This is a genomic window from Micromonospora arida, from assembly GCF_042873195.1.
Lineage (GTDB): Bacteria > Actinomycetota > Actinomycetes > Mycobacteriales > Micromonosporaceae > Micromonospora > Micromonospora arida.
Genome location: NZ_JBIALC010000002.1, coordinates 675,896 through 693,745, shown reverse-complemented (window position 1 = coordinate 693,745; position 17,850 = coordinate 675,896). Strand labels below are relative to the sequence as shown.

18 protein-coding genes are annotated in these 17,850 nt (G+C 71.4%); 11 read left to right on the top strand and 7 right to left on the bottom strand.

Features of this window, described 5'->3' with window-relative positions; all coding sequences use genetic code 11:
* Window positions 1–315: 315 nt before the first annotated feature.
* Window positions 316–1,185 carry a helix-turn-helix domain-containing protein gene (locus ACFYP0_RS09885; RefSeq protein WP_355493668.1) on the top strand — a complete coding sequence of 290 codons (870 nt, stop codon included), beginning with the start codon at window positions 316–318 and terminating at the stop codon, window positions 1,183–1,185.
* 44 nt (window positions 1,186–1,229) lie between these two features.
* On the opposite strand, the gene ACFYP0_RS09880 is transcribed toward ACFYP0_RS09885, so the two are convergent.
* Both ACFYP0_RS09880 and ACFYP0_RS09875 read right to left on the bottom strand, forming a co-directional pair.
* Window positions 1,230–1,880, bottom strand: a complete 651-nt coding sequence (locus ACFYP0_RS09880; protein WP_355493669.1) for a futalosine hydrolase — start codon at window positions 1,878–1,880, stop codon at window positions 1,230–1,232.
* Entirely contained in the window at window positions 1,877–3,478 is a 1,602-nt protein-coding gene (locus tag ACFYP0_RS09875; protein ID WP_356979999.1) for an MFS transporter, read from the bottom strand. Before ACFYP0_RS09875 ends, ACFYP0_RS09880 begins: the two co-directional genes overlap by 4 nt.
* An 88-nt stretch (window positions 3,479–3,566) precedes the next feature.
* On the opposite strand from ACFYP0_RS09875, the gene ACFYP0_RS09870 reads away from it, so the two are divergent.
* A complete protein-coding gene (locus ACFYP0_RS09870) occupies window positions 3,567–4,406 on the top strand; it encodes a DUF3027 domain-containing protein (protein WP_355493671.1) in 840 nt (279 codons plus the stop codon).
* A gap of 33 nt (window positions 4,407–4,439) precedes the next feature.
* Here the strand turns inward: ACFYP0_RS09870 and ACFYP0_RS09865 are convergent, their stop codons facing one another.
* Entirely contained in the window at window positions 4,440–4,685 is a 246-nt protein-coding gene (locus tag ACFYP0_RS09865; RefSeq protein WP_091395273.1) for a DUF2530 domain-containing protein, read from the bottom strand.
* Window positions 4,686–4,773: 88 nt separating this feature from the next.
* Between ACFYP0_RS09865 and ACFYP0_RS09860 the strand changes: the two genes are divergently transcribed.
* From ACFYP0_RS09860 to thpR, 5 genes are all read left to right on the top strand, one after another.
* Window positions 4,774–6,252, top strand: coding sequence for an NCS2 family permease (locus tag ACFYP0_RS09860; protein WP_124859103.1), 1,479 nt, complete (start codon window positions 4,774–4,776; stop codon window positions 6,250–6,252).
* A gap of 114 nt (window positions 6,253–6,366) precedes the next feature.
* Window positions 6,367–6,816: a MarR family winged helix-turn-helix transcriptional regulator gene (locus tag ACFYP0_RS09855; RefSeq protein ID WP_030486369.1), complete on the top strand. Its 450-nt coding sequence runs from the start codon at window positions 6,367–6,369 to the stop codon at window positions 6,814–6,816.
* Window positions 6,817–6,888: 72 nt separating this feature from the next.
* Window positions 6,889–8,172: an MFS transporter gene (locus ACFYP0_RS09850; protein ID WP_124859105.1), complete on the top strand. Its 1,284-nt coding sequence runs from the start codon at window positions 6,889–6,891 to the stop codon at window positions 8,170–8,172.
* Window positions 8,173–8,268: 96 nt separating this feature from the next.
* Window positions 8,269–8,778 carry a hypothetical protein gene (locus ACFYP0_RS09845; protein WP_124859107.1) on the top strand — a complete coding sequence of 170 codons (510 nt, stop codon included), beginning with the start codon at window positions 8,269–8,271 and terminating at the stop codon, window positions 8,776–8,778.
* 13 nt (window positions 8,779–8,791) lie between these two features.
* Entirely contained in the window at window positions 8,792–9,373 is a 582-nt protein-coding gene (gene thpR / locus ACFYP0_RS09840; RefSeq protein ID WP_355493673.1) for an RNA 2',3'-cyclic phosphodiesterase, read from the top strand.
* Here thpR and ACFYP0_RS09835 read toward each other — a convergent pair.
* The gene (locus ACFYP0_RS09835; protein ID WP_355493674.1) at window positions 9,343–10,110 is read right to left on the bottom strand and encodes a GbsR/MarR family transcriptional regulator; all 768 of its coding nucleotides are present in this window, start codon (window positions 10,108–10,110) and stop codon (window positions 9,343–9,345) included. The genes thpR and ACFYP0_RS09835 overlap by 31 nt on opposite strands.
* A gap of 239 nt (window positions 10,111–10,349) precedes the next feature.
* Between ACFYP0_RS09835 and ACFYP0_RS09830 the strand changes: the two genes are divergently transcribed.
* The gene (locus ACFYP0_RS09830; protein ID WP_355493675.1) at window positions 10,350–11,015 is read left to right on the top strand and encodes a DUF4097 family beta strand repeat-containing protein; all 666 of its coding nucleotides are present in this window, start codon (window positions 10,350–10,352) and stop codon (window positions 11,013–11,015) included.
* A gap of 15 nt (window positions 11,016–11,030) precedes the next feature.
* A complete protein-coding gene (locus ACFYP0_RS09825; protein ID WP_355493676.1) occupies window positions 11,031–11,861 on the top strand; it encodes an alpha/beta fold hydrolase in 831 nt (276 codons plus the stop codon).
* 54 nt (window positions 11,862–11,915) lie between these two features.
* Here ACFYP0_RS09825 and sepH read toward each other — a convergent pair whose 3' ends face one another.
* The 3 genes from sepH to ACFYP0_RS09810 form a co-directional block, all read right to left on the bottom strand.
* Complete coding sequence (gene sepH / locus ACFYP0_RS09820) at window positions 11,916–12,995, bottom strand: septation protein SepH (RefSeq protein ID WP_124859117.1); 1,080 nt, start codon at window positions 12,993–12,995, stop codon at window positions 11,916–11,918.
* Between the two features lie 185 nt (window positions 12,996–13,180).
* Window positions 13,181–14,308, bottom strand: a complete 1,128-nt coding sequence (serC, locus tag ACFYP0_RS09815) for a phosphoserine transaminase (RefSeq protein ID WP_355493677.1) — start codon at window positions 14,306–14,308, stop codon at window positions 13,181–13,183.
* Window positions 14,309–14,534: 226 nt separating this feature from the next.
* Window positions 14,535–15,641 (bottom strand): citrate synthase 2, encoded by a 1,107-nt coding sequence (locus ACFYP0_RS09810; RefSeq protein WP_091395245.1) that lies wholly within the window; start codon window positions 15,639–15,641, stop codon window positions 14,535–14,537.
* A 240-nt stretch (window positions 15,642–15,881) separates the two neighbouring features.
* Here ACFYP0_RS09810 and pdxH point away from each other — a divergent pair, with 240 nt between their 5' ends.
* Together pdxH and ACFYP0_RS09800 are read left to right on the top strand one after the other, a co-directional pair.
* A complete protein-coding gene (gene pdxH, locus ACFYP0_RS09805) occupies window positions 15,882–16,547 on the top strand; it encodes a pyridoxamine 5'-phosphate oxidase (RefSeq protein ID WP_355493678.1) in 666 nt (221 codons plus the stop codon).
* The gene (locus ACFYP0_RS09800) at window positions 16,544–17,842 is read left to right on the top strand and encodes an MFS transporter (protein ID WP_355493679.1); all 1,299 of its coding nucleotides are present in this window, start codon (window positions 16,544–16,546) and stop codon (window positions 17,840–17,842) included. Before pdxH ends, ACFYP0_RS09800 begins: the two co-directional genes overlap by 4 nt.
* Window positions 17,843–17,850: the final 8 nt, after the last annotated feature.

Genomic DNA, 17,850 nt, shown 5'->3' with positions numbered 1-17,850 from the left:
CGGCCCCGGCCCCGGCCCCGGCCCCGGCCCCGGCCCCGGCCCCGGCCCCGGCCCCGGCCCCGGCCCCGGCCCCGGCCCCGGCCCCGGCCCCGGCCCCGGCCCAGGCCCCGGCCCAGGCCCAGGCCCAGGCCCAGGCCCCGGGGCAGGGGGATCTTGCCCGGGGGCCCCGAGAGGGTGGTGATGCCGCAAACGAGTCAGCTCCAAAGGGGGTCGCGGGAGTTAGGTCATCCACCGGTCGGCGGGGTTGTCCACAGTGTTATCCACAGCTCGGCGCAGGGTGTTGATAGCTCGCTGACCAGCCGGGAACATCGGCCTGTGACCGAGGCGAGTGACCACACCGACGAAGCCGGCGGAGCCGATCTCGGGCAGGCGCTCCGTGCGCTGCGTCGGCGGGCCGATCTGAGTCAGCGGCAGTTGGCCGAGAAATCCGGGGTGCCACAGCCGACGCTTGCCCGGATCGAGTCGGGGCGGGCGCTTGATCCCCGATTCCGGACAGTGGAACGCCTCGTCCAGGCGGCGGGTGGGACGTTGGCCGTTGGCGTCCCACCAACCATCTCCGGCCTCACCGAACCCACGCCGGTTCCGCACGACGACATGCGGGACGAGGCGGGCCGCCGATACCCGGCTCACCTGGACGTCTGGCCGGTCCACGAACCTCGGGACTGGCCCGGTGCCTGGTGGGCGGAGTGGTACCGGTTGCCGCCCGAGCGGTATCCGCTCCCGCTGCCACCGGCCGCGTACGAGCTGAACCGGCGCTATCGCGACAACCGGCGGTGGGCCGCCGAGGTCCGGCGGACTGCGCAGGTGCGTCGGGTGATCAGTAGCGACCTGCCGGCCACCTGCTGGCGATACGTCGCCGAGCTTCCCGACGGCACGCTGGTCGGTGAGCTGCGGGCCCATGAGCGGAGCCCGTTCCTGGAGTTCGGGGAGTGGCATCCGAACATGCCGGAGCGGGAGATGGTGCTCGACGGCGTGCTTGTCGACGCCCGGTACCGGCGGTTGGGGCTCGGGCGTCGGTTGGTCACCGCGCTGTTGACTGCGATGCGCGAGGCGGGTATCGACGACGCGGTCGCTATCGCCGAGGGATCCGGCACCGACCTGCTGCTGGCGTGCGGCTTCGAGATCGAGGGACGCCGCCCAGCCGCTCTGCGCCTGGGCCACCCGGCCAAACGCTACTTCTCCTGAACGTCGTCAGGGTCAGCGCAGCGCCGGGTCAGCGCGATGCCGGGTCAGCGCAGCGCCGGGGCTGCTGCGGTCAGCGCGGCCAGGGCTTCGCGCAGCCGCCAGGCGTCCCGGTCGCGGGGGCCGATCGGGTTGGAGATGGTGCGCAGTTCGGCGAAGGGCACCCCGGCCTGCGCCGCGGCGACCGCCACGCCGTACCCCTCCATGGCTTCGGCAACCGCTTCCGGATGCCTCCGGCGCAGCTCGTCGGTGCTGGCCGTGGTGCCTGTGACGGTGCTGACCGTGAGCACCGGGCCGGCCGTGGCCGTCGGGAGGGCGGCTCGCAGTGCCGCGAGCAGACCCAGGTCCGCCGGCACCCTGCTGCCCGCGCCGAGCAGCGCGGGCGGCATGCCCAGCTCGTCGACCGGGATGAAGCCGTCAGGCGACTCCGCGCCCAGGTCGGCGGCGATGCTGGCGGTGCCGAGTACCGTGTCGCCGACCTCGGCCCGCCCGGTGAAGCCGCCGGCCACGCCGGCGCTGACGACCGCACGGTACGGGCGGCCGGCGGCCTCGGCCAGCGCCAGCAGCCGGGCGGTGGCGGCACCGGCGACGGCCGGACCCACACCGATCGGGGTGACGGTCACGGTGGGGTCGGTCAGCCCGGCGCGGACCGCGTCCGCCTCGGCAGGAACCGCAGTCACCACCAGCAGACCGGTCACGAGAGTGAGCCGGGGGACTCGCGGCGGGTTTCGTCGTCGGCCCCGCCACCCGGGCCGCCAACGGCCGACGACGGGCGGTAGATGTGGTAGCCCGGCGGGGCGGGGCTCGGGTCGTCGTACTGCGGTGAGCTGGTCTGGGCCGGCGCCGGTGAGGTTGGTGTGGGGTCCCCGTGCTCGTCCGCCGGCTCGTCCTCGGTCAGCTCGTCGTCACCGAGCGGTCGGCCGGCCAGCTTCTCGCCGCGCAGCCGGGCGGCGGCCAGCACACCCCGGATCGCGGCCAGTACGCCGACCCCTGCGGCCACGGCGATGCCCATCCGACCATCGAACGGCACCAGCCCGAGGCCGCCGCCGGCGACGAAGGCGAGCATCAGCACCGTCTCGGAGTGGGCGAAGGAGCTGGCCCGCAACCGTTCCGGGATGCGCTCCTGGATCGAGGCGTCCACCGCCAGCTTCGCTACCCCGCTGGCCAGCGCGGCGACCAGGCAGAGCAGGGCGACCATCAGCAGCGAGAACTGGATGACGGCGAGCACCGCCACCCCGGCCACGATGATCATGCTGCTGGACTGGATGGCGGTCGGCCGGTGGATACGCAGTCGGGTGCCGATGGCGGTGGCCAGGAAGGTGCCGACCGCGAGCGCGCCGCCGACCACGCCCAACGCCCACTCGGCGCCCAGATCCCGGCCGAACACCACTGTGGTCAGGTCGCCCTTCTTGATCGCGAAGGCGAGGAAGAGCAGCAGGAAGCCGTAGAGCGCGCGTAGCGTCGCCGCGCCGATCAGGGTGGCGATCACCAACCGGCCGGACGGTCGGCCCCGGCCCAGCGGTCGGTCGCCACGGCGGCGGCCCAGCGCGCGAAGTGGCCGAGGGACGCGCTCCGGTGGCTCCGAGTCGGCCTTCGGCGGCAGCCGCAACGAGATCACCATGCCGACCAGGAAGATCAACGACGCGACCCTCAGCGGCCACTGCGGCCCGAACCAGAACGCGGCCAACCCGATCGGCGCCACCAGCGCACCCGCGACCGTGCCGTAGACGCTGGCCCGGGCACCCACCTGGGACAGGCCGAGCCCTTCCGGCAGCAACCGGGGCACCGCCGCGGAGCGGGCCACGCCGTACGCCCGGGAGAGCGCGAGCACCCCGAACGCGGCCGGATAGAGCCCGAACCCGTGGATGTAGTCGGAGATCAACCAGGCCAGGAAGGCGCGGCCGAGCATCGTCGCGGCCAGGGCGTACCGCCGGCCGTGCCGGAAGTGATCCAGCAACGGGCCCACCACCGGGGCGAGCATCGCGAACGGCACCATGGTCACCAGCAGATAGAGCGCGACCTTGCTACGGGCCTCGCCGAGCGGCACGTTGAAGAAGATCGTGCCGGCCAGACCGATGGCGATCAGGGTGTCGCCGGCACAGGAGAGCGCGTGCAGGTCGAACAGGCGAACCATGCCGACCTCGCCGCCGGCACCCCGGGCCCGGGCCCGCCCGGCCCGGCGGGTCACCCAGCGACCGCTGCCCACCGAACCGCGCAACAGCAGACGGACTGCGCGAATGCCGGTGCCGACGGTCCGCCCGAGGACGGAACGCCCGGAGCGGGAGTACGACGGCATGTGCTCCATCCTCGCCCATCTGATCCGGGTACGCCGCACCACCGCTGGGAAAGGTTCCCCGGGAGTCCCTGTCACCCCTGCGAGGCGCATGGGGAACAATGGTCGGGTGACCAGGCCCGTCTCCACCCGTGCCGCCCGTCTCGACCAGGTCTGCGCCGCCGCCGTCGAGGTGGCCCGCGCCGGCATCACCGAGGTGGACGCCGACGACGTCGGCGACCACCTGCAGGTCGTGGCCGAGGGTGATCGGCTGGTCACCCACTACTTCGAATGTCGCCTCGCCGGCTACAACGGCTGGCGGTGGGCGGTCACCGTCACCCGGGTGCCGCGCAGCAAGACGGTGACCATCTGCGAGACGGTGTTGCTGCCCGGCCCGGACGCGCTGCTCGCGCCCGGTTGGCTGCCCTGGCAGGAGCGGCTCAAGCCGGGCGACCTGGGTCCGGGTGACCTGCTCCCGACCTCGCCCGACGACGATCGACTGGTTCCCGGTTACCTGCTCTCCGACGATCCGGCGGTCGAGGAGACGGCGTGGGAGCTGGGCCTCGGGCGCGCCCGCGTGCTCTCCCGGGAGGGCCGCATCGACACGGCGCAGCGCTGGTACGAAGGTGACCACGGCCCCGCCGCGGCCATCTCGACCGCCGCACCGTCCGCCGCCCGCTGCGGCACCTGCGGCTTCTATCTGCCGCTGGCCGGTGCGATGCGGCAGGCCTTCGGGGCGTGCGGCAACTTCTACGCCCCGGACGACGGCCGGGTGGTGAGCGCCGATCACGGGTGCGGCGCGCACTCCGAGACGTTGATCGAGGCGGCCGAGACCGCGGTCGACGAGCTGCCCACGGTGTACGACGACAGCGCGGTGGAGGCCATGTCGGTCAGCCGGGCTCCGGGCTCGGTGGAGGCCGCTGAGCCGGCGGAGCCGTACGGGCACTCCTGATCGTCCGCGCCGGAGTGCTGCGGCGCGACCAGCTCACCTCGCGCGGCGGCGGCGTCTGTTGGCGTCGTGCCGCATCATCACGGCGAGGCCCGGGAAACCCCACAGGAAACCGGCGAGGCAGGTCCAGAGCCAGTTCTGGTGACCGTGGTCGGTCAGCCAGCCCCGGAAGAAGATCAGCAGGACCAGCCCTGCCACCGCCCAGGCGATCAACCCGGCGAGGGCGAACGGCACCATCGGCGGATCCAGTGGTGCGGGCCGCGGTGGCTGCTCGTTCGGCATTCGGCAAGCGTACGGGATCTACTTCCCCTGCCCACCGACGATCTGGGACGATGCGCGCGACAACTGGAAGATCACCTGCGAGGACCTGATGGCCGTAGCGCCGCCCGAGAACGGCACACCTCCCAACCCCGCTCATCCGCGTAACGGTTTCGACCGTTTCTTCGAGATCTCCGCCCGTGGCTCGACGTTGAGCCGTGAGGTACGCGGAGGCCTGGCGACCTTCTTCACGATGGCGTACATCGTGGTGCTCAACCCGCTGATCCTGGGCGGCGCCGTCGACGGTGACGGCAAGAGCCTCCCGATTCCCGCCCTGGCTGCGGCGACCGCGCTGGTCGCCGGCCTGATGACCATCCTGATGGGTGTGGTCGGCCGATTCCCGCTGGCGCTCGCCGCCGGCCTGGGTGTCAACGCCCTGGTGGCGTACGAGATCGCCCCCGAGATGACCTGGGCCGACGCGATGGGCCTGGTGGTGATCGAGGGTGTGATCATCGCGGTGCTGGTGCTGACCGGCCTGCGGACCGCTGTGTTCCGCTCGGTGCCGACCCAGATGAAGAGCGCGATCGGCGTCGGCATCGGTCTGTTCCTGACCATCATCGGCCTGGTGGACGCCGGCTTCGTCCGGCGCATCCCGGATGATGCCAACACCACCGTTCCGGTCGGCCTGGGCATCGGCGGCAAGCTGGTGAGCTGGCCGATGCTGGTCTTCGTGGTGGGCCTGCTGATCACGCTGGTGCTGGTGGTCCGTCGGGTGAAGGGCGCGATCCTGATCGGCATCCTCGCCTCGACGGTGCTTGCGGTGATCGTGGAGGCGATCGGCAACATCGGCCCGTCGTTCGTCAATGGTCAGCCCAACCCGAAGGGCTGGTCGCTGAACGTGCCGGAGCTGCCGAAGACGGTGGTCGACCTGCCGGACCTGTCGCTGCTCGGCAAGTTCAACGTGCTGGACTCGTGGGGCCGGGCCGGTTGGCTGGTCGTGCTGATGTTCATCTTCACGCTCTTGATCACGGACTTCTTCGACACCATGGGCACGATGGTCGCGGTCGGCCAGGAGGGTGGCCTGCTCGACGAGCAGGGCACGCCGCCGAAGGCCAAGGAGATCCTGCTGGTCGACTCGATCGCGGCGGCGGCCGGCGGTGCGGCCAGCACCTCCAGCAACACGTCGTACATCGAGAGCGCCGCCGGTGTCGCGGAGGGTGCCCGGACCGGCGTGGCCAACCTGGTCACCGGCGCGCTCTTCCTGCTCGCGATGTTCCTGGCGCCGCTGGTTCTGATCGTGCCGTTCGAGGCGGCGTCGACGGCCCTGGTGGTGGTCGGGTTCCTGATGATGACCGCGGTGCGGACGATCGACTGGTCCGACTACGAGATCGCCATTCCGGCGTTCCTCACCATCGTGCTGATGCCGTTCACCTACTCGATCTCCAACGGGATCGGCGCTGGTCTGATCACCTTCGTGGTGGTCAAGCTGGCACGGGGCAAGGCCCGGGAGATCCACCCGTTGCTGTACGGGGTAGCGGTGCTGTTCGTGCTGTACTTCCTGCGTGGGCCGATCGAGTCCCTGGTGCTCTGAGGCACGTTCGGGCGGGGAGTCGATCAGGATTCCCCGCCCGTACCATCTGAATCCCCTCGTGAGCCTGGTCATAACGGATGTCGTTAGCCAGGCTCATTAGTTAAGCTAACTACTGTGACGGAGCGGACGGTGACGGCGGAACGCGTGCCACCGGCGCAGCTGGCTCCCCAGCTGCGTGATGCGATCACCCGACTCAACCGACGGGTCCGACAGGCCCGACCGGTCGGCGACCTCACGGTCACCCAGGTCTCCGCGCTCACCAGCCTGCGGCTGGCGGGCGCGATGACACCCCGTGAGCTGGCCGATGTGGAGCGGGTGCAGCCGCCGACGATGACCAAGATCGTTGGGAAGTTGGAAGACCGCGGCCTCGTGCGGCGGACACCCCATCCGACCGACGGGCGGCAGGTCATCCTCGCGGCGACCGAAGGAGGGCAGGCCGTGCTCGACCAGTTCGAGCGGGCCCGCGACGAGTGGTTGGCCCACCGGCTGGCCGCACTCGACGAGGACGAACGCGAGACCCTGCAGAGGGCCGCCGAGATTCTTCAGCAGCTCGCTCGCGCCTGAGCCGTACCCGCGCCACCGGGTCCGTGCCGTCACGTGTCGATGACGCGTACGTCCGGAGGAGGCGCACCAAGAGTGCAGGCGAAGCTGAGCACGATGTTCCAGTCCCTACAGGTCCGCAACTACCGCCTCTTCGCATCCGGGCAGCTGATCAAGTTGATCGGCGTCTGGATGATGTTCATCGCCCAGGACTGGCTCGTCCTCGAGCTCTCCAACAACTCGGCGACCGCGCTCGGCGTGGTCACCGCCTGCCAGTTCACCCCGGTGCTCCTGCTCACCCTGCTCTCCGGCCGGCTCGCCGACCGGTACGACAAGCGGGTGCTGCTCTTCGCCGCCAACGCCTTCTGGAGCCTGCTGGCGCTCGGCATGGCGGTGCTGGTCCTCACCGACCTGGTGCAGCTCTGGCATGTCTTCGCCTTCGCCGCGCTGCTCGGCACGGCCAACGCGGTGGAGACCCCGGTCCGGCAGGCGTTCGTCTCCGAACTGGTCGGCACGCCGCTGCTGCCCAACGCGCTGTCGCTCAACGCCGCCGTGTTCAACTCCGCCCGGATCGTCGGCCCGGCCGTCGCCGGCCTGGCCATCGCCGCGTTCGACGTGGGCCCGGTCTTCCTCTTCACCGCCCTCAGCTCGGTCGCGCCCCTGGTCAACGTGGTCCGGATGCGTACGACCGAGTTGCACCGCGACGCCCTGCTGCCCCGTGACGAGCGGGCGTCCGCAAAGGTCGTCGACGGGCTGCGGTACGTGTGGCGCCGCCCCGACCTGCTGCTGCCGATGGCGATCATGTCGGTGATCGGCATGTCGCTGTTCAACTTCCAGCTCACCCTGGCCGCGTTGGCGAAGACGGTCTTCCACACCGGCGCCGCCTCCTTCGGCCTGTTCAGCACGGCGCTGGCCGTCGGCGCGCTCGGCGGCGCGCTCAGTGGCACCGGTCGGCGTAGCCGCCCGTCGGTGTGGCTGGTGCTCGGCGCGGCGATCGCCTGCGCCAGCTTCGGCACCCTGGTCGGCCTCTCCACGGCGTACTGGCTGGTCGTGGCGCTGCTGGTGCCGACCGGCTTCTGCATGGTCTTCTTCGCTCAGGCCGCCAACCAGCGGATCCAGATGGGCGTCGACGCGGCGTTCCGGGGACGGGTGATGGCCCTGTGGGTGCTGGTGTTTTTGGGCACCAACCCGGTCGGCGCGCCGCTGATCGGCTGGGTAGCCGAGCACTACGGTGCCGGTGCCAGCATCTGGATGGGCGGGCTCATCTCACTGGCCGCCGCGGTGATCGCCCTCACCTGGCAGCTCCGCCACTCCGGTGCCCGGCTGCGATTCCGGGTGCTGCCGATGCCCCGTTTCTACGTCACCTCCACCGACTGCTGAGGTTTACCACCGGCGCCGGCCGCGTCCGGTTGCGCGGATCCCGCGGATGCGGCGAAACCGGTGGCAGGGTGGCACGGTGGGGCTTAGCGTCGATACGTGGGAGTCGGACGCGCGCTGATGCTGGCCCTGGCGTTCCTCGCCGTGGCCACGCTGCCGGCGGCATTCGCCCTGATCTTCTGCTACGACGAGATCGTCGATCGGGTCGTCTGCGGCTGGTCCGAGCGGCGTGACCGCCGACGGGAGAAGCGCACGATCGCCCGTCTCGACCGCGCCATCGAGGCCGACGCGCTGACCCGGGACATCGACCTCAGCGAGTTCGACCGCGTCGACCGCCGGCCGCTGGAGCAGCTCGCCGCCGACCTGCGCCGCCTCGGCGGTCAGCGGATCGGCGGCGGCGGTCGATCCATGGTCTGGCACAGCGCGCTTCTCCAGGCGTACGACGACCGGCTTCGTCTCGCCTGTCGCGCCCTCGGCATCGCCGAACACCTCGCCGAGCTGGAGGGCGTCGATCAGGAGATCGAGCGAGTCCGGGTGGAGGGCGTGCTGCACGCCGCCGGGCTGGCCCTTCCGGCGGCCCGGGCCGGGCTCTGGCAGCGGCACCGCTGAGGGGCCGCACGCTGTGCGACTCTTCGTCGCGGTCCGCCCGTCCGTCCAGGCTGTCAATCACCTTGGCGTACAGGTCGCCCGTCTGCGCGTCGCGGCGGCGGCCACCGCCGGCGTCAACGTCCGGCTCGCCGACCCGGCCGACCTGCACCTCACCCTGGCGTTCCTCGGCGCCGTCGAGTCTGACCGGCTGGTCGAGGTGGAGAGTGCGCTCGGCTTGGCTGCCGAGCGGTTCCGGGACGGCCGGGACGCCGTACCCCGGTTGAGTCTCGGCGGCGGTGGCCGGTTCGGCCGGGGGCGATCCACAGTGCTGTGGGTGGACCTGCGCGGGGAGATCGAGGCGTTGCACGTGCTGGCCGGGCTGATTCGGTCCCGGCTGCGCCACGGCCGGCTGCCGTGCGACGAGAAGCCGTTTCGGCCGCACCTGACCGTCGCCCGGCCCGGTGACCGGATGGACCCGGCCGACGTCGAGGCCGACCGGGCCAGCCTGGACGGGTACGAAGGGCCATCGTGGCCGGCGTCGGAGCTGCTGCTGGTGCGCAGCCACCTCGGCGGCGACCGACCGCGCTACGAGCGGATCGCCGCCTGGTCGCTGTGACCCGGCGGCACGTGGCTGGTCGCTGTGGACGGTGCGTTGCGGAGAATCTCGCGGGCCTGTTCGGCGGCGCGGGTGATGCTCTCGCTGATGAAATCGAGGAAGCGGGCGATGTTCTCCAGTCGGGCGGCGGCGGGGGTGTGCGCGCCGAGGAGAGCGACACCCTGGCGTGCGGTCGCGACGAGATGGTCGTTGGCCCGGGCGCTGGCGATCGTCGCCTGGTAGAAGAGGTCGTCGTCGACGACGTAGCGGTCGCGGCGGCGTTCGTCGCGTTCGCGGCGGACGAGGCTCTGGCTCTCCAGGAAGGTGATCGCCTTGGAGATCGACGCCGGGCTGACCTGGAGGCGCCGGGCGAGCTCAGACGCGGTGAGGCTGCCCGAGTCGGTGAGGAACAGGTTGGTCAACACTCGGGCCCCCATCTTGTTCAGACCGGAGGCCATGAGGACGGTGGTGAACGCCTCCTCGTAGTCGGCCACGGCCTGGGCGTCGCGTCCGTCCTGTCGCGGGGCCGCCTCGGCGCCACGGGAAGGGGCGGGCCTGCGCCGGTGGGCGCGGCGCTCGGTCGCGTGATGGGCCAGATCGGCGCGGTAGCCGGTGGGGCCGCCGTTGCGCATCACCTCGCGGGTGACCGTCGAGGTGGGACGGTCGAGGCGTCGGGCGATCTCGGCGTAGGGGAGGCTGTCGGCCAGCCCCAGCGCGATCTGTTGGCGTTCCTGCTGGGTGAGCCTGCCTCCCGGCATCGCGATCTCCCTCGTGGTCCCCGTAGGGCGGCGCCCTCGACTTCCGCCACCATAGCGTTAACCCGCATGTCAATGCAACGGCGAGAGGGATTGCGTTGCATTAGATTCAAGGCGGTTGCAACAAATTCACTGATCTGAGCAGCTAAAACATCATTGGGCTGCAACAAGGTTGTTGCAAAAACTGGAAAGCAACGTAGCGTTTCCCACATCAGAAACAAGCGCCAACCTGGGAGAGCACGATGCAGACGTTCGACACACCCGCCCCCGTCTCCGCCGTCCTGGACATCCCCGCCGGACGCATCCAGCTCATCGCCGCGGACCGCGCCGCCACCACCGTCGAGGTCCTCCCGGCCGACCCCGCCAAGAAGGGCGACACGAGGGCCGCCGAGCAGACCACCGTTGCCTACGCCGACGGCGTCCTGCGCATCACGACCGCACGTCCCATCAACAAGCTCTTCGGCCCCTCCGGCTCTCTGGAGATCACCGTCCGGGTGCCCGCAGGCTCCCACGTCGAGGCCAGGGCCGCCAGCGCCGAACTTCGGGGCGTCGGCCGCCTCGGCGACGTCGCCTTCGACGGGGCGTACCGGCAGATCAAGATTGACGAGGCAGCGAGTGTCCGCCTCACCGCGATCGACGGCGACGTCGAGATCGGCCGGCTCAACGGCCCCGCCGAGATCAGCACCGCGCGGGGCGACATCAGGGTCGCCGAGGCCATGCGCGGCCGGGTCGTCCTCCGTACCCAGTCCGGCGACATCTCGGTCGCGGCGGCAGCCGGCGTCTCGGCCGCCCTGGACGCCGGCACCGGCCACGGCCGCGTCAGCAACGCCCTCAAGAACGACGGCACCGTCGAGCTCGACATCCACGCCAGCACCCTGCAGGGCGACATCAACGCCCGCAGCCTCTGAAAAGGACGGATCGCGATGACGAACAACAACATGTCCTCGACCAGTTCGGCGTGGACCGGCATGGTGCCGGTCGACGACACGGCCCTGGCCGTCACCGACACCGGCGGCCCCGGCATCCCAGTGGTCTACCTCAACGGCCAGTTCGCCACCCAGGGCTACTGGCGGCGGGTCATCGCCGAGTTGGGCACCGAATTCCGGCACATCACCTACGACGAGCGGGCCCGCGGCAGGAAGTCGAAGCGCTCAGCCGACTACTCGTTCGAGGCGGCCGTCCGCGACGTCGACGCCGTTCTTGCCGCCCGGGGGGTGGCCCGGGCGGTGCTGGTGGGCTGGTCCTACGGGGCGGTGGTCGGGGCGCACTGGGCCAACCGGAACCCGGAGCGGGCCCTGGGCGCGGTCCTGGTCGACGGCGCCTTCCCACACGACTGGCTCGACGAGGCCATGGCGCAGCGGATCCGCAAGATGTTCCGACGGATGAACCTGTTCATGCCGCTGCTGCGCCCGACCGGCCTGACCCCGCGGATGAACGCCGACCAGATGGCGGACAGCAACATCGAACTCGGCGAACTCTCCCGCGAGCGTGAACTGGGCCCGGTGCTGGACGCCATCAGCGTCCCGGTGCGGTACGTGGTCGCCTCGGGAACGTCCCTCGGCAGTCGCGGGGACGAACAGGAGCAGATCCGCACCAGCCTCGACGCGGTGACCGTCCGCAACCCGCACATCACCATCGGGGCAAAGGTCGCCAGTAACCACGGTGCGATCCTCAAGAAGGACTTCCGCGCCGTCGCCGAGGCCGTGCGCGGGGTCGCCACCCCTCATCGCGAAGGTGTCGGAGACATTCGGTGAGGTCCGGACGCTCGCGCTGACGGGTGACGAACTGTCACCCGTCAACGCGAAGCGTCAGGAAGATTCGCGGGCGGCCGGGCCGCTGCCGAAGAGCACGTCGTCCCAGCTCGGCAGCCGCTTGCGCGGCTTGCCGTTGGCGTCGGTGGACTCGCCGCCGGCGGCCGCCGCGGCGCCCGTCCGGCGGGGCCGCAGCACCGCCAGCGACGGCACGGCCGGCACCTCCTTGGGCGCGTCCGAATCGTCGTCGAAGGCCGAGCCCTGGCCACCGCCGAGCAGCGCGGCGGCACCCCCACCGACCGGTCGCTGCCGGGGCGCGTCCGACCCGGCAAGAGCAGCCGGGGTACGCGGCTCCAGCCCGCGACCCGACGAACCGCCGAGCGGGCGGTCCAGGGAGGCGAGCAGCGCGTCACGGCCGGCCCGGATCGGATCGCGGCCAGGGCGCGGGTGCTCGGCCGCCGCCGGCAAACCGTGCCCCCCACGACTCGGCTCACCGCGCGACGGACCCGGCAGGGCGTGCCCTCCGCGCTCCGGCGCCGGCTCCTGGCCGAGGATCGGCGTGGGCCGCTCGGCGCACAGGTACTGCGCCATGTCGTCGTGCGGCGTAACCACCTGCCGGGCCTTGTCCATGTCCCAGATGGCCTGCGCGGTGGCCTTACCCGACGGCCAGGTGGCGATGATCCGCCAGGTGCCGTCGTCGCGCCGGTACGCGTCCCAGGAGATCTTCTCGGTGTCGATGCCGTGCTGGCTCAGCCGACCGTTGACCACCTCGGCGAGCGGGGTGGGCTTCTCCGCGCCCTTGAGCCGGGTGCGGCGGGCGTGCTGGGCGAGCATCGCCCGCTCCTGCAACACCGGGCCGGCATAGCGCAGCACCCGGTCGACCGGCACCCCGGCGATCCGGGCGACGTCCTCCGCGGACTCACCGGAGCGGATGCGGGCCTGGATGTCCCGGGGGGACAGTGAGGGAATCGGGTCGACGGTGCTCGGTGCCACCGCGAGCGGCGGGGCACCCGGTTCGGGGTGCATCACACCGGCGATGCGTTCGTCGATCGGCAGGGCGAGGAGGCGCCCAACCTCGTCGGCGAGCACCAGCGCCTGGCCGTCCTCGGAGAGGGCGACGAAGCGTACTGGGCGCATAACGTTGCCTCCGTCCCGCTTCGCTGGCCGCACACCACGAGTCGGCCACCCAGGCGTCTCGGACCACCGTACGCGCATCTGTCTCGGGGTGGGGGAAGCGACACCCCGCATGTCGTGACTGAGCTGCGGCGATGATCACGGTCGGTGTCCGTGGAGGCCCCAACGGACACCGACCGTGACGAACGTCAGAGTCGCTCGACCACGTAGTCGATGGACGCGGTCAGCGCCTCGACATCGGCCGGCTCGACGGCCGGGAACAGCGCCACCCGCAACTGGTTGCGACCGAGCTTGCGGTAGGGCTCGGTGTCCACGATGCCGTTGGCGCGCAGCGCCTTGGCGATCGCCGTGGCGTCCACCCCGTCGGCGAAGTCGATGGTGGCGACCACGTTGGAGCGCAGCGCCGGGTCGGTGACGAACGGGGTGGCAACGCTGGACCGCTCGGCCCAGCCGTAGACCGTGGCGGCGCTCTCGGCGGTGCGCTTCGCCGCCCAGGACAGACCGCCCTGCGCGTTCATCCAGTCGGTCTGTTCGGCGGCCAGGAAGATGGTGGCCAGCGCCGGGGTGTTGTAGGTCTGCTCCAGCCGCGAGTTGTCGATCGCGGTGACCAGGTCGAGGAAGGCGGGGATGTAGCGCCCGGACGCCTTGATCTCGGCGGCCCGGTCCAGTGCGGCCGGGGACATCAGAGCCAGCCAGAGACCGCCGTCGGAGCCGAAGCACTTCTGCGGGGCGAAGTAGTAGACGTCGGTCTCGCCGACGTTGACCTCCAGGCCACCCGCGCCGGAGGTCGCGTCGACCAGCAGCAGCGCGCCCTCGTCGGCACCGGCCATCCGGCTGATCGGGACGGCCACACCGGTCGAGGTCTCGTTCTGCGGCGTCGCGTACGCGTCCACGCCGGACTCGGCGACCAGGGCCGGGGCGGTACCCGCGTCGGCCTTGCGGACGGTCGGCTCACCGAGGAACGGGGCGTCCTTGACCGACTTGGCGAACTTGGCGCCGAACTCGCCGAAGCTGGCGAACTGGGCCCGGTCGCGAATCAGGCCGAAGGTGGCGACCTCCCAGAACGCGGTGGTGCCACCGTTGCCGATCACCACCTCGTAGCCCTCGGGCAGCGAGAAGAACTCGGCGATGCCGGAGCGCAGCCGGGCCACCTGGTCACGGACCGTCTTCTGCCGGTGCGAGGTGCCGAGATAGGTGGTCGCGACCTCGGCGAGAGCGGACACCGCTGCCGGGCGGACCTTGGACGGGCCGCAGCCGAAGCGTCCGTCGGCGGGCTTGATCTCATCGGGAATCCGGATGATCGGTGCGTCAGCCACGGTCTTGAAGATCCTTCCGCAAGGGCGAGGGTGGGCCCGGCGACACTGCCGGCCCCCATCCTCGCACCCGGGCCGGACGGCGATGGCCGGGGTCCCGGCGATCGGTCTGAGTCCTTCGCCACAGTCGGCTCCCGTGGCCGACGACAACGACCACTCTTCGACGCGTGGCGACGACAAGGGCCCCTCCTCGACGTCCGACGTCGGGGAGGGGCCCTTGTCTACCAGCTCAGACGCCGTGCGGGATGGCCGCCCAGCCCTCGACGTCGGACGGCTTGCGGGTCTCCGGGCCCATGTAGCGGGCGGACGGGCGGACCAGCCGCTGCAGGCGCTTCTGCTCCAGGATGTGCGCGCTCCAGCCGCCCATCCGCGCGCAGGTGAACATCGAGGTGAACATGTGCGCCGGCACCTCGGCGAAGTCCAGCACCACTGCCGACCAGAACTCGACGTTGGTGGCCAGCACCCGGTCCGGGCGACGGGCCTGAAGCTCGGCGAGGGCGGCCTTCTCCAGCGCCTCGGCGATCTCGAAGCGCGGCGCGCCCAGCTCCTTGGCCGTACGCCGGAGCACTCGGGCGCGCGGGTCCTCGGCACGGTAGACGCGGTGACCGAAGCCCATCAACCGCTCGCCGCGGTCGAGGACGCCCTTGACGTAGCCCTCGGCGTCGCCGCTGCGCTCCACCGCCTCCAGCATGCTGAGCACCCGGGACGGGGCGCCGCCGTGCAGCGGGCCGGAGAGGGCGCCGATGCCCGACGAGATGCAGGCAGCCGCGTCCGCCCCGGTGGAGGCGACGATGCGAGCGGTGAAGGTGGACGCGTTCAGGCCGTGCTCGGCGGCCGAGATGAAGTACGCGTCGACGGCCTTGACGTGCCGCGGGTCGGGCTCGCCGCGCCAGCGCTTCATGAACCGCTCGACGATGGTCTGCGCCTTGTCGATCTCCTTCTGCGGCACCGCCGGCAGGCCGAGGCCGCGGGCGGACTGGGCGACGAAGGAGAGCGCGGTCACCGAGACCCGGGCGAGATCCTCACGGGCCTGCTCGTCGGAGATGTCCAGCAGTTGGTTGAGACCCCAGTACGGGGCCAGCATGGCGACCGCGGACTGCACGTCGACGCGGATGTCACCGGAGTGCACCGGCACCGGGAACGGCTCCGCCGGCGGCAGGCCCGGCCCGAACCGGCCGTCGACCAGCAGTGCCCACACGTTGCCGAACGACACCTGGCCGATCAGATCCTCGATGTCGACTCCGCGATAGCGCAGCGCACCGCCCTCACGGTCAGGTTCGGCGATCTCGGTCTCGAAGGCGACGACGCCCTCCAGCCCGGGTTTGAAATCGGCCATGTCGCTCTCCTGGATCTGGTCGGTGCGCCCGATCGCTCATCCGGCCCGATCGGCCGAGCGCCTTAGGCGACCCTCAGGGATGTGTTCGCAACATACTGCCTGCTGAGTAAGGGATACGCGACCCGCTGCGACTGTGCTGCACGCGACATCCCCGGACGCGCATTCTCCGTCCGGCTCAGTGAGACTGGGCGGGTTGGGCTGGTCAGCGCGGGAGGGTGCTGGCGGGGCCCCCGAGAAGGAGTGGACGTGACGGGTGACACACCCGCCCCGGCCGCGATGCGTAACGAGTACGCCGCGGACCTGGGCCTGACCGAGGCTGACCTGGCCGTCGACTGGCACACCCAGTTCGACCGCTGGTTCGCCGACGCGGTGGCCTTCGGGCTGTCCGAACCGAACGCCATGGTGGTGGGCACCGCCGACTCGGCCGGCCGGCCGAGCGGGCGGACTGTGCTGCTGAAGGGGTACGACCCGCAGGGCTTCGTCTTCTTCACCAACCACCTGTCGCGCAAGGGCGTCGAGGCGAGCACCAACCCGTACGCCAGCCTGGTCTTTCCGTGGTTTCCCATGCAGCGTCAGGTGGTGGTCGCCGGGCGGGTCGCGCACGTCGACCGCGCCACGAGCGAGGCGTACTTCGCCAGCCGGCCGCGCGGCTCCCAACTGGGTGCCTGGGCCAGCCCCCAGTCCCAGGTGGTTTCCGGTCGGGCGGCGCTGGAGCAGCGGTACCAGGAGGCGGCCGAGCGGTTCGCCGACCAGGCCGAGATCCCGACCCCGTCGCACTGGGGTGGGCTGCGGGTCCAACCCGAGTCGGTGGAGTTCTGGCAGGGCCGGGCCGGCCGGTTGCACGACCGGCTCCGCTTCCGTCGCCTCGACGAGGGTGGCTGGATCGTCGAGCGGTTGGCGCCGTGACGGGTGTGCGGGAGACCCGGCCGCGCGCAGCGCGCCGTTGGGCGATCGACGTACGTCCGCTGCGGGTTCCGGCGTACCGCAGGCTCTGGCTCGGCAACACCGTGGCGATGTTCGGCTTCCAGTTCACCGCCGTCGCGGTGCCGGTGGAGATGTACGCCCTGACCCGGGACTCGTTCTGGGTGGGCCTGCTGGGCGTGGCCGCCTTCGTACCGTTGCTGATCTTCGGGCTCTGGGGCGGCGCGGTCGCCGACGCCCGCGACCGGCGTGCGGTGCTGCTCGGCGGCTCATTGTTGCTCTGGGCATCCACTCTCGGGCTGCTGCTCCAGGCGGTGCTGGACGTGGGCAGCCCGGTGCTGCTGCTGGCGTTGATGGCGTTGCAGTCGGTGGCGTTCGCGATCAGCTCGCCGGCCCGCAGCGCCATGCTGCCCCGGCTGGTGCCGGAAGACCTGGTGGCGTCCGCCACCACGCTGAACTACACGACCTTCACCGCCGCCTCGGTCGCCGGCCCGCTCGCCGCCGGTCTGATCCTCTCCGCATCGCCGGACACCACGGTGGTCCTGCCGATCGCCTACGGGCTGGACGCGGTGCTGTTCACCGCGATGCTCTGGGCGGCGCTGCGGCTGCCCTCGCTCCCGCCCGAGCCCACCGACGACGGCCAGGCCCGGCGTGCCGGTCTGGCCAGCGTCGTCGACGGGTTCCGCTACCTGGCCACCACCCCGGTCCTGCTGCTGTCCTTCGGGGTGGACCTGATCGCGATGATCCTCGCCATGCCACGGGCCCTCTTTCCGGAGATCGCGCACGAACGCTTCGGCGGCGGTGGCTCGGTCGGTCTGCTCTACAGCGCCATCGCGATCGGTTCGATGATCGGTGGGTTGACCTCCGGCTGGATCGGCCGGCTCCGCAGGCAGGGGCTCGGCCTGGTGCTCGCGGTGGTCGGCTGGGGCCTGGCGATCGCCGCGGCCGGGTTGGCCCACCAGCTCTGGCTGATGGTCGTGCTGCTCGCCGTGGCCGGCGCCGCCGACCTGATCAGCGCGGTGCTGCGTCAGTCGATGCTGCTGGTCTACGCACCGGACCGGATGCGCGGCCGACTCCAGGGCGTGAACACGGTAGTGGTGGCAGGTGGCCCACGCCTGGGTGACCTGCGCGCCGGCACCATGGCCGCCGGGTTCGGTGGCGGGGTGGCCTGGGTGGCCGGTGGGCTCGCCTCCGCGGTGCTCGTGGTGGTGCTCGCGGTCGCGTTCCCGGCGCTGCTGCGCTACCGGGCGGCGACGGCGTCGAGCGACAACCGGGCCTGACCGGTTAG

Excerpts from the sequence above, each read along its gene's own strand:
- ACFYP0_RS09875 (WP_356979999.1), bottom strand. The coding sequence starts at position 3,478 with ATGCCGTCGTACTCCCGCTCCGGGCGTTCCGTCCTCGGGCGGACCGTC.
- ACFYP0_RS09870 (WP_355493671.1), top strand. The coding sequence starts at position 3,567 with ATGGGGAACAATGGTCGGGTGACCAGGCCCGTCTCCACCCGTGCCGCC.
- ACFYP0_RS09865 (WP_091395273.1), bottom strand. The coding sequence starts at position 4,685 with ATGCCGAACGAGCAGCCACCGCGGCCCGCACCACTGGATCCGCCGATG.
- ACFYP0_RS09860 (WP_124859103.1), top strand. The coding sequence starts at position 4,774 with ATGGCCGTAGCGCCGCCCGAGAACGGCACACCTCCCAACCCCGCTCAT.
- ACFYP0_RS09835 (WP_355493674.1), bottom strand. The coding sequence starts at position 10,110 with ATGCCGGGAGGCAGGCTCACCCAGCAGGAACGCCAACAGATCGCGCTG.
- ACFYP0_RS09830 (WP_355493675.1), top strand. The coding sequence starts at position 10,350 with ATGCAGACGTTCGACACACCCGCCCCCGTCTCCGCCGTCCTGGACATC.
- ACFYP0_RS09825 (WP_355493676.1), top strand. The coding sequence starts at position 11,031 with ATGACGAACAACAACATGTCCTCGACCAGTTCGGCGTGGACCGGCATG.
- sepH (WP_124859117.1), bottom strand. The coding sequence starts at position 12,995 with ATGCGCCCAGTACGCTTCGTCGCCCTCTCCGAGGACGGCCAGGCGCTG.
- ACFYP0_RS09810 (WP_091395245.1), bottom strand. The coding sequence starts at position 15,641 with ATGGCCGATTTCAAACCCGGGCTGGAGGGCGTCGTCGCCTTCGAGACC.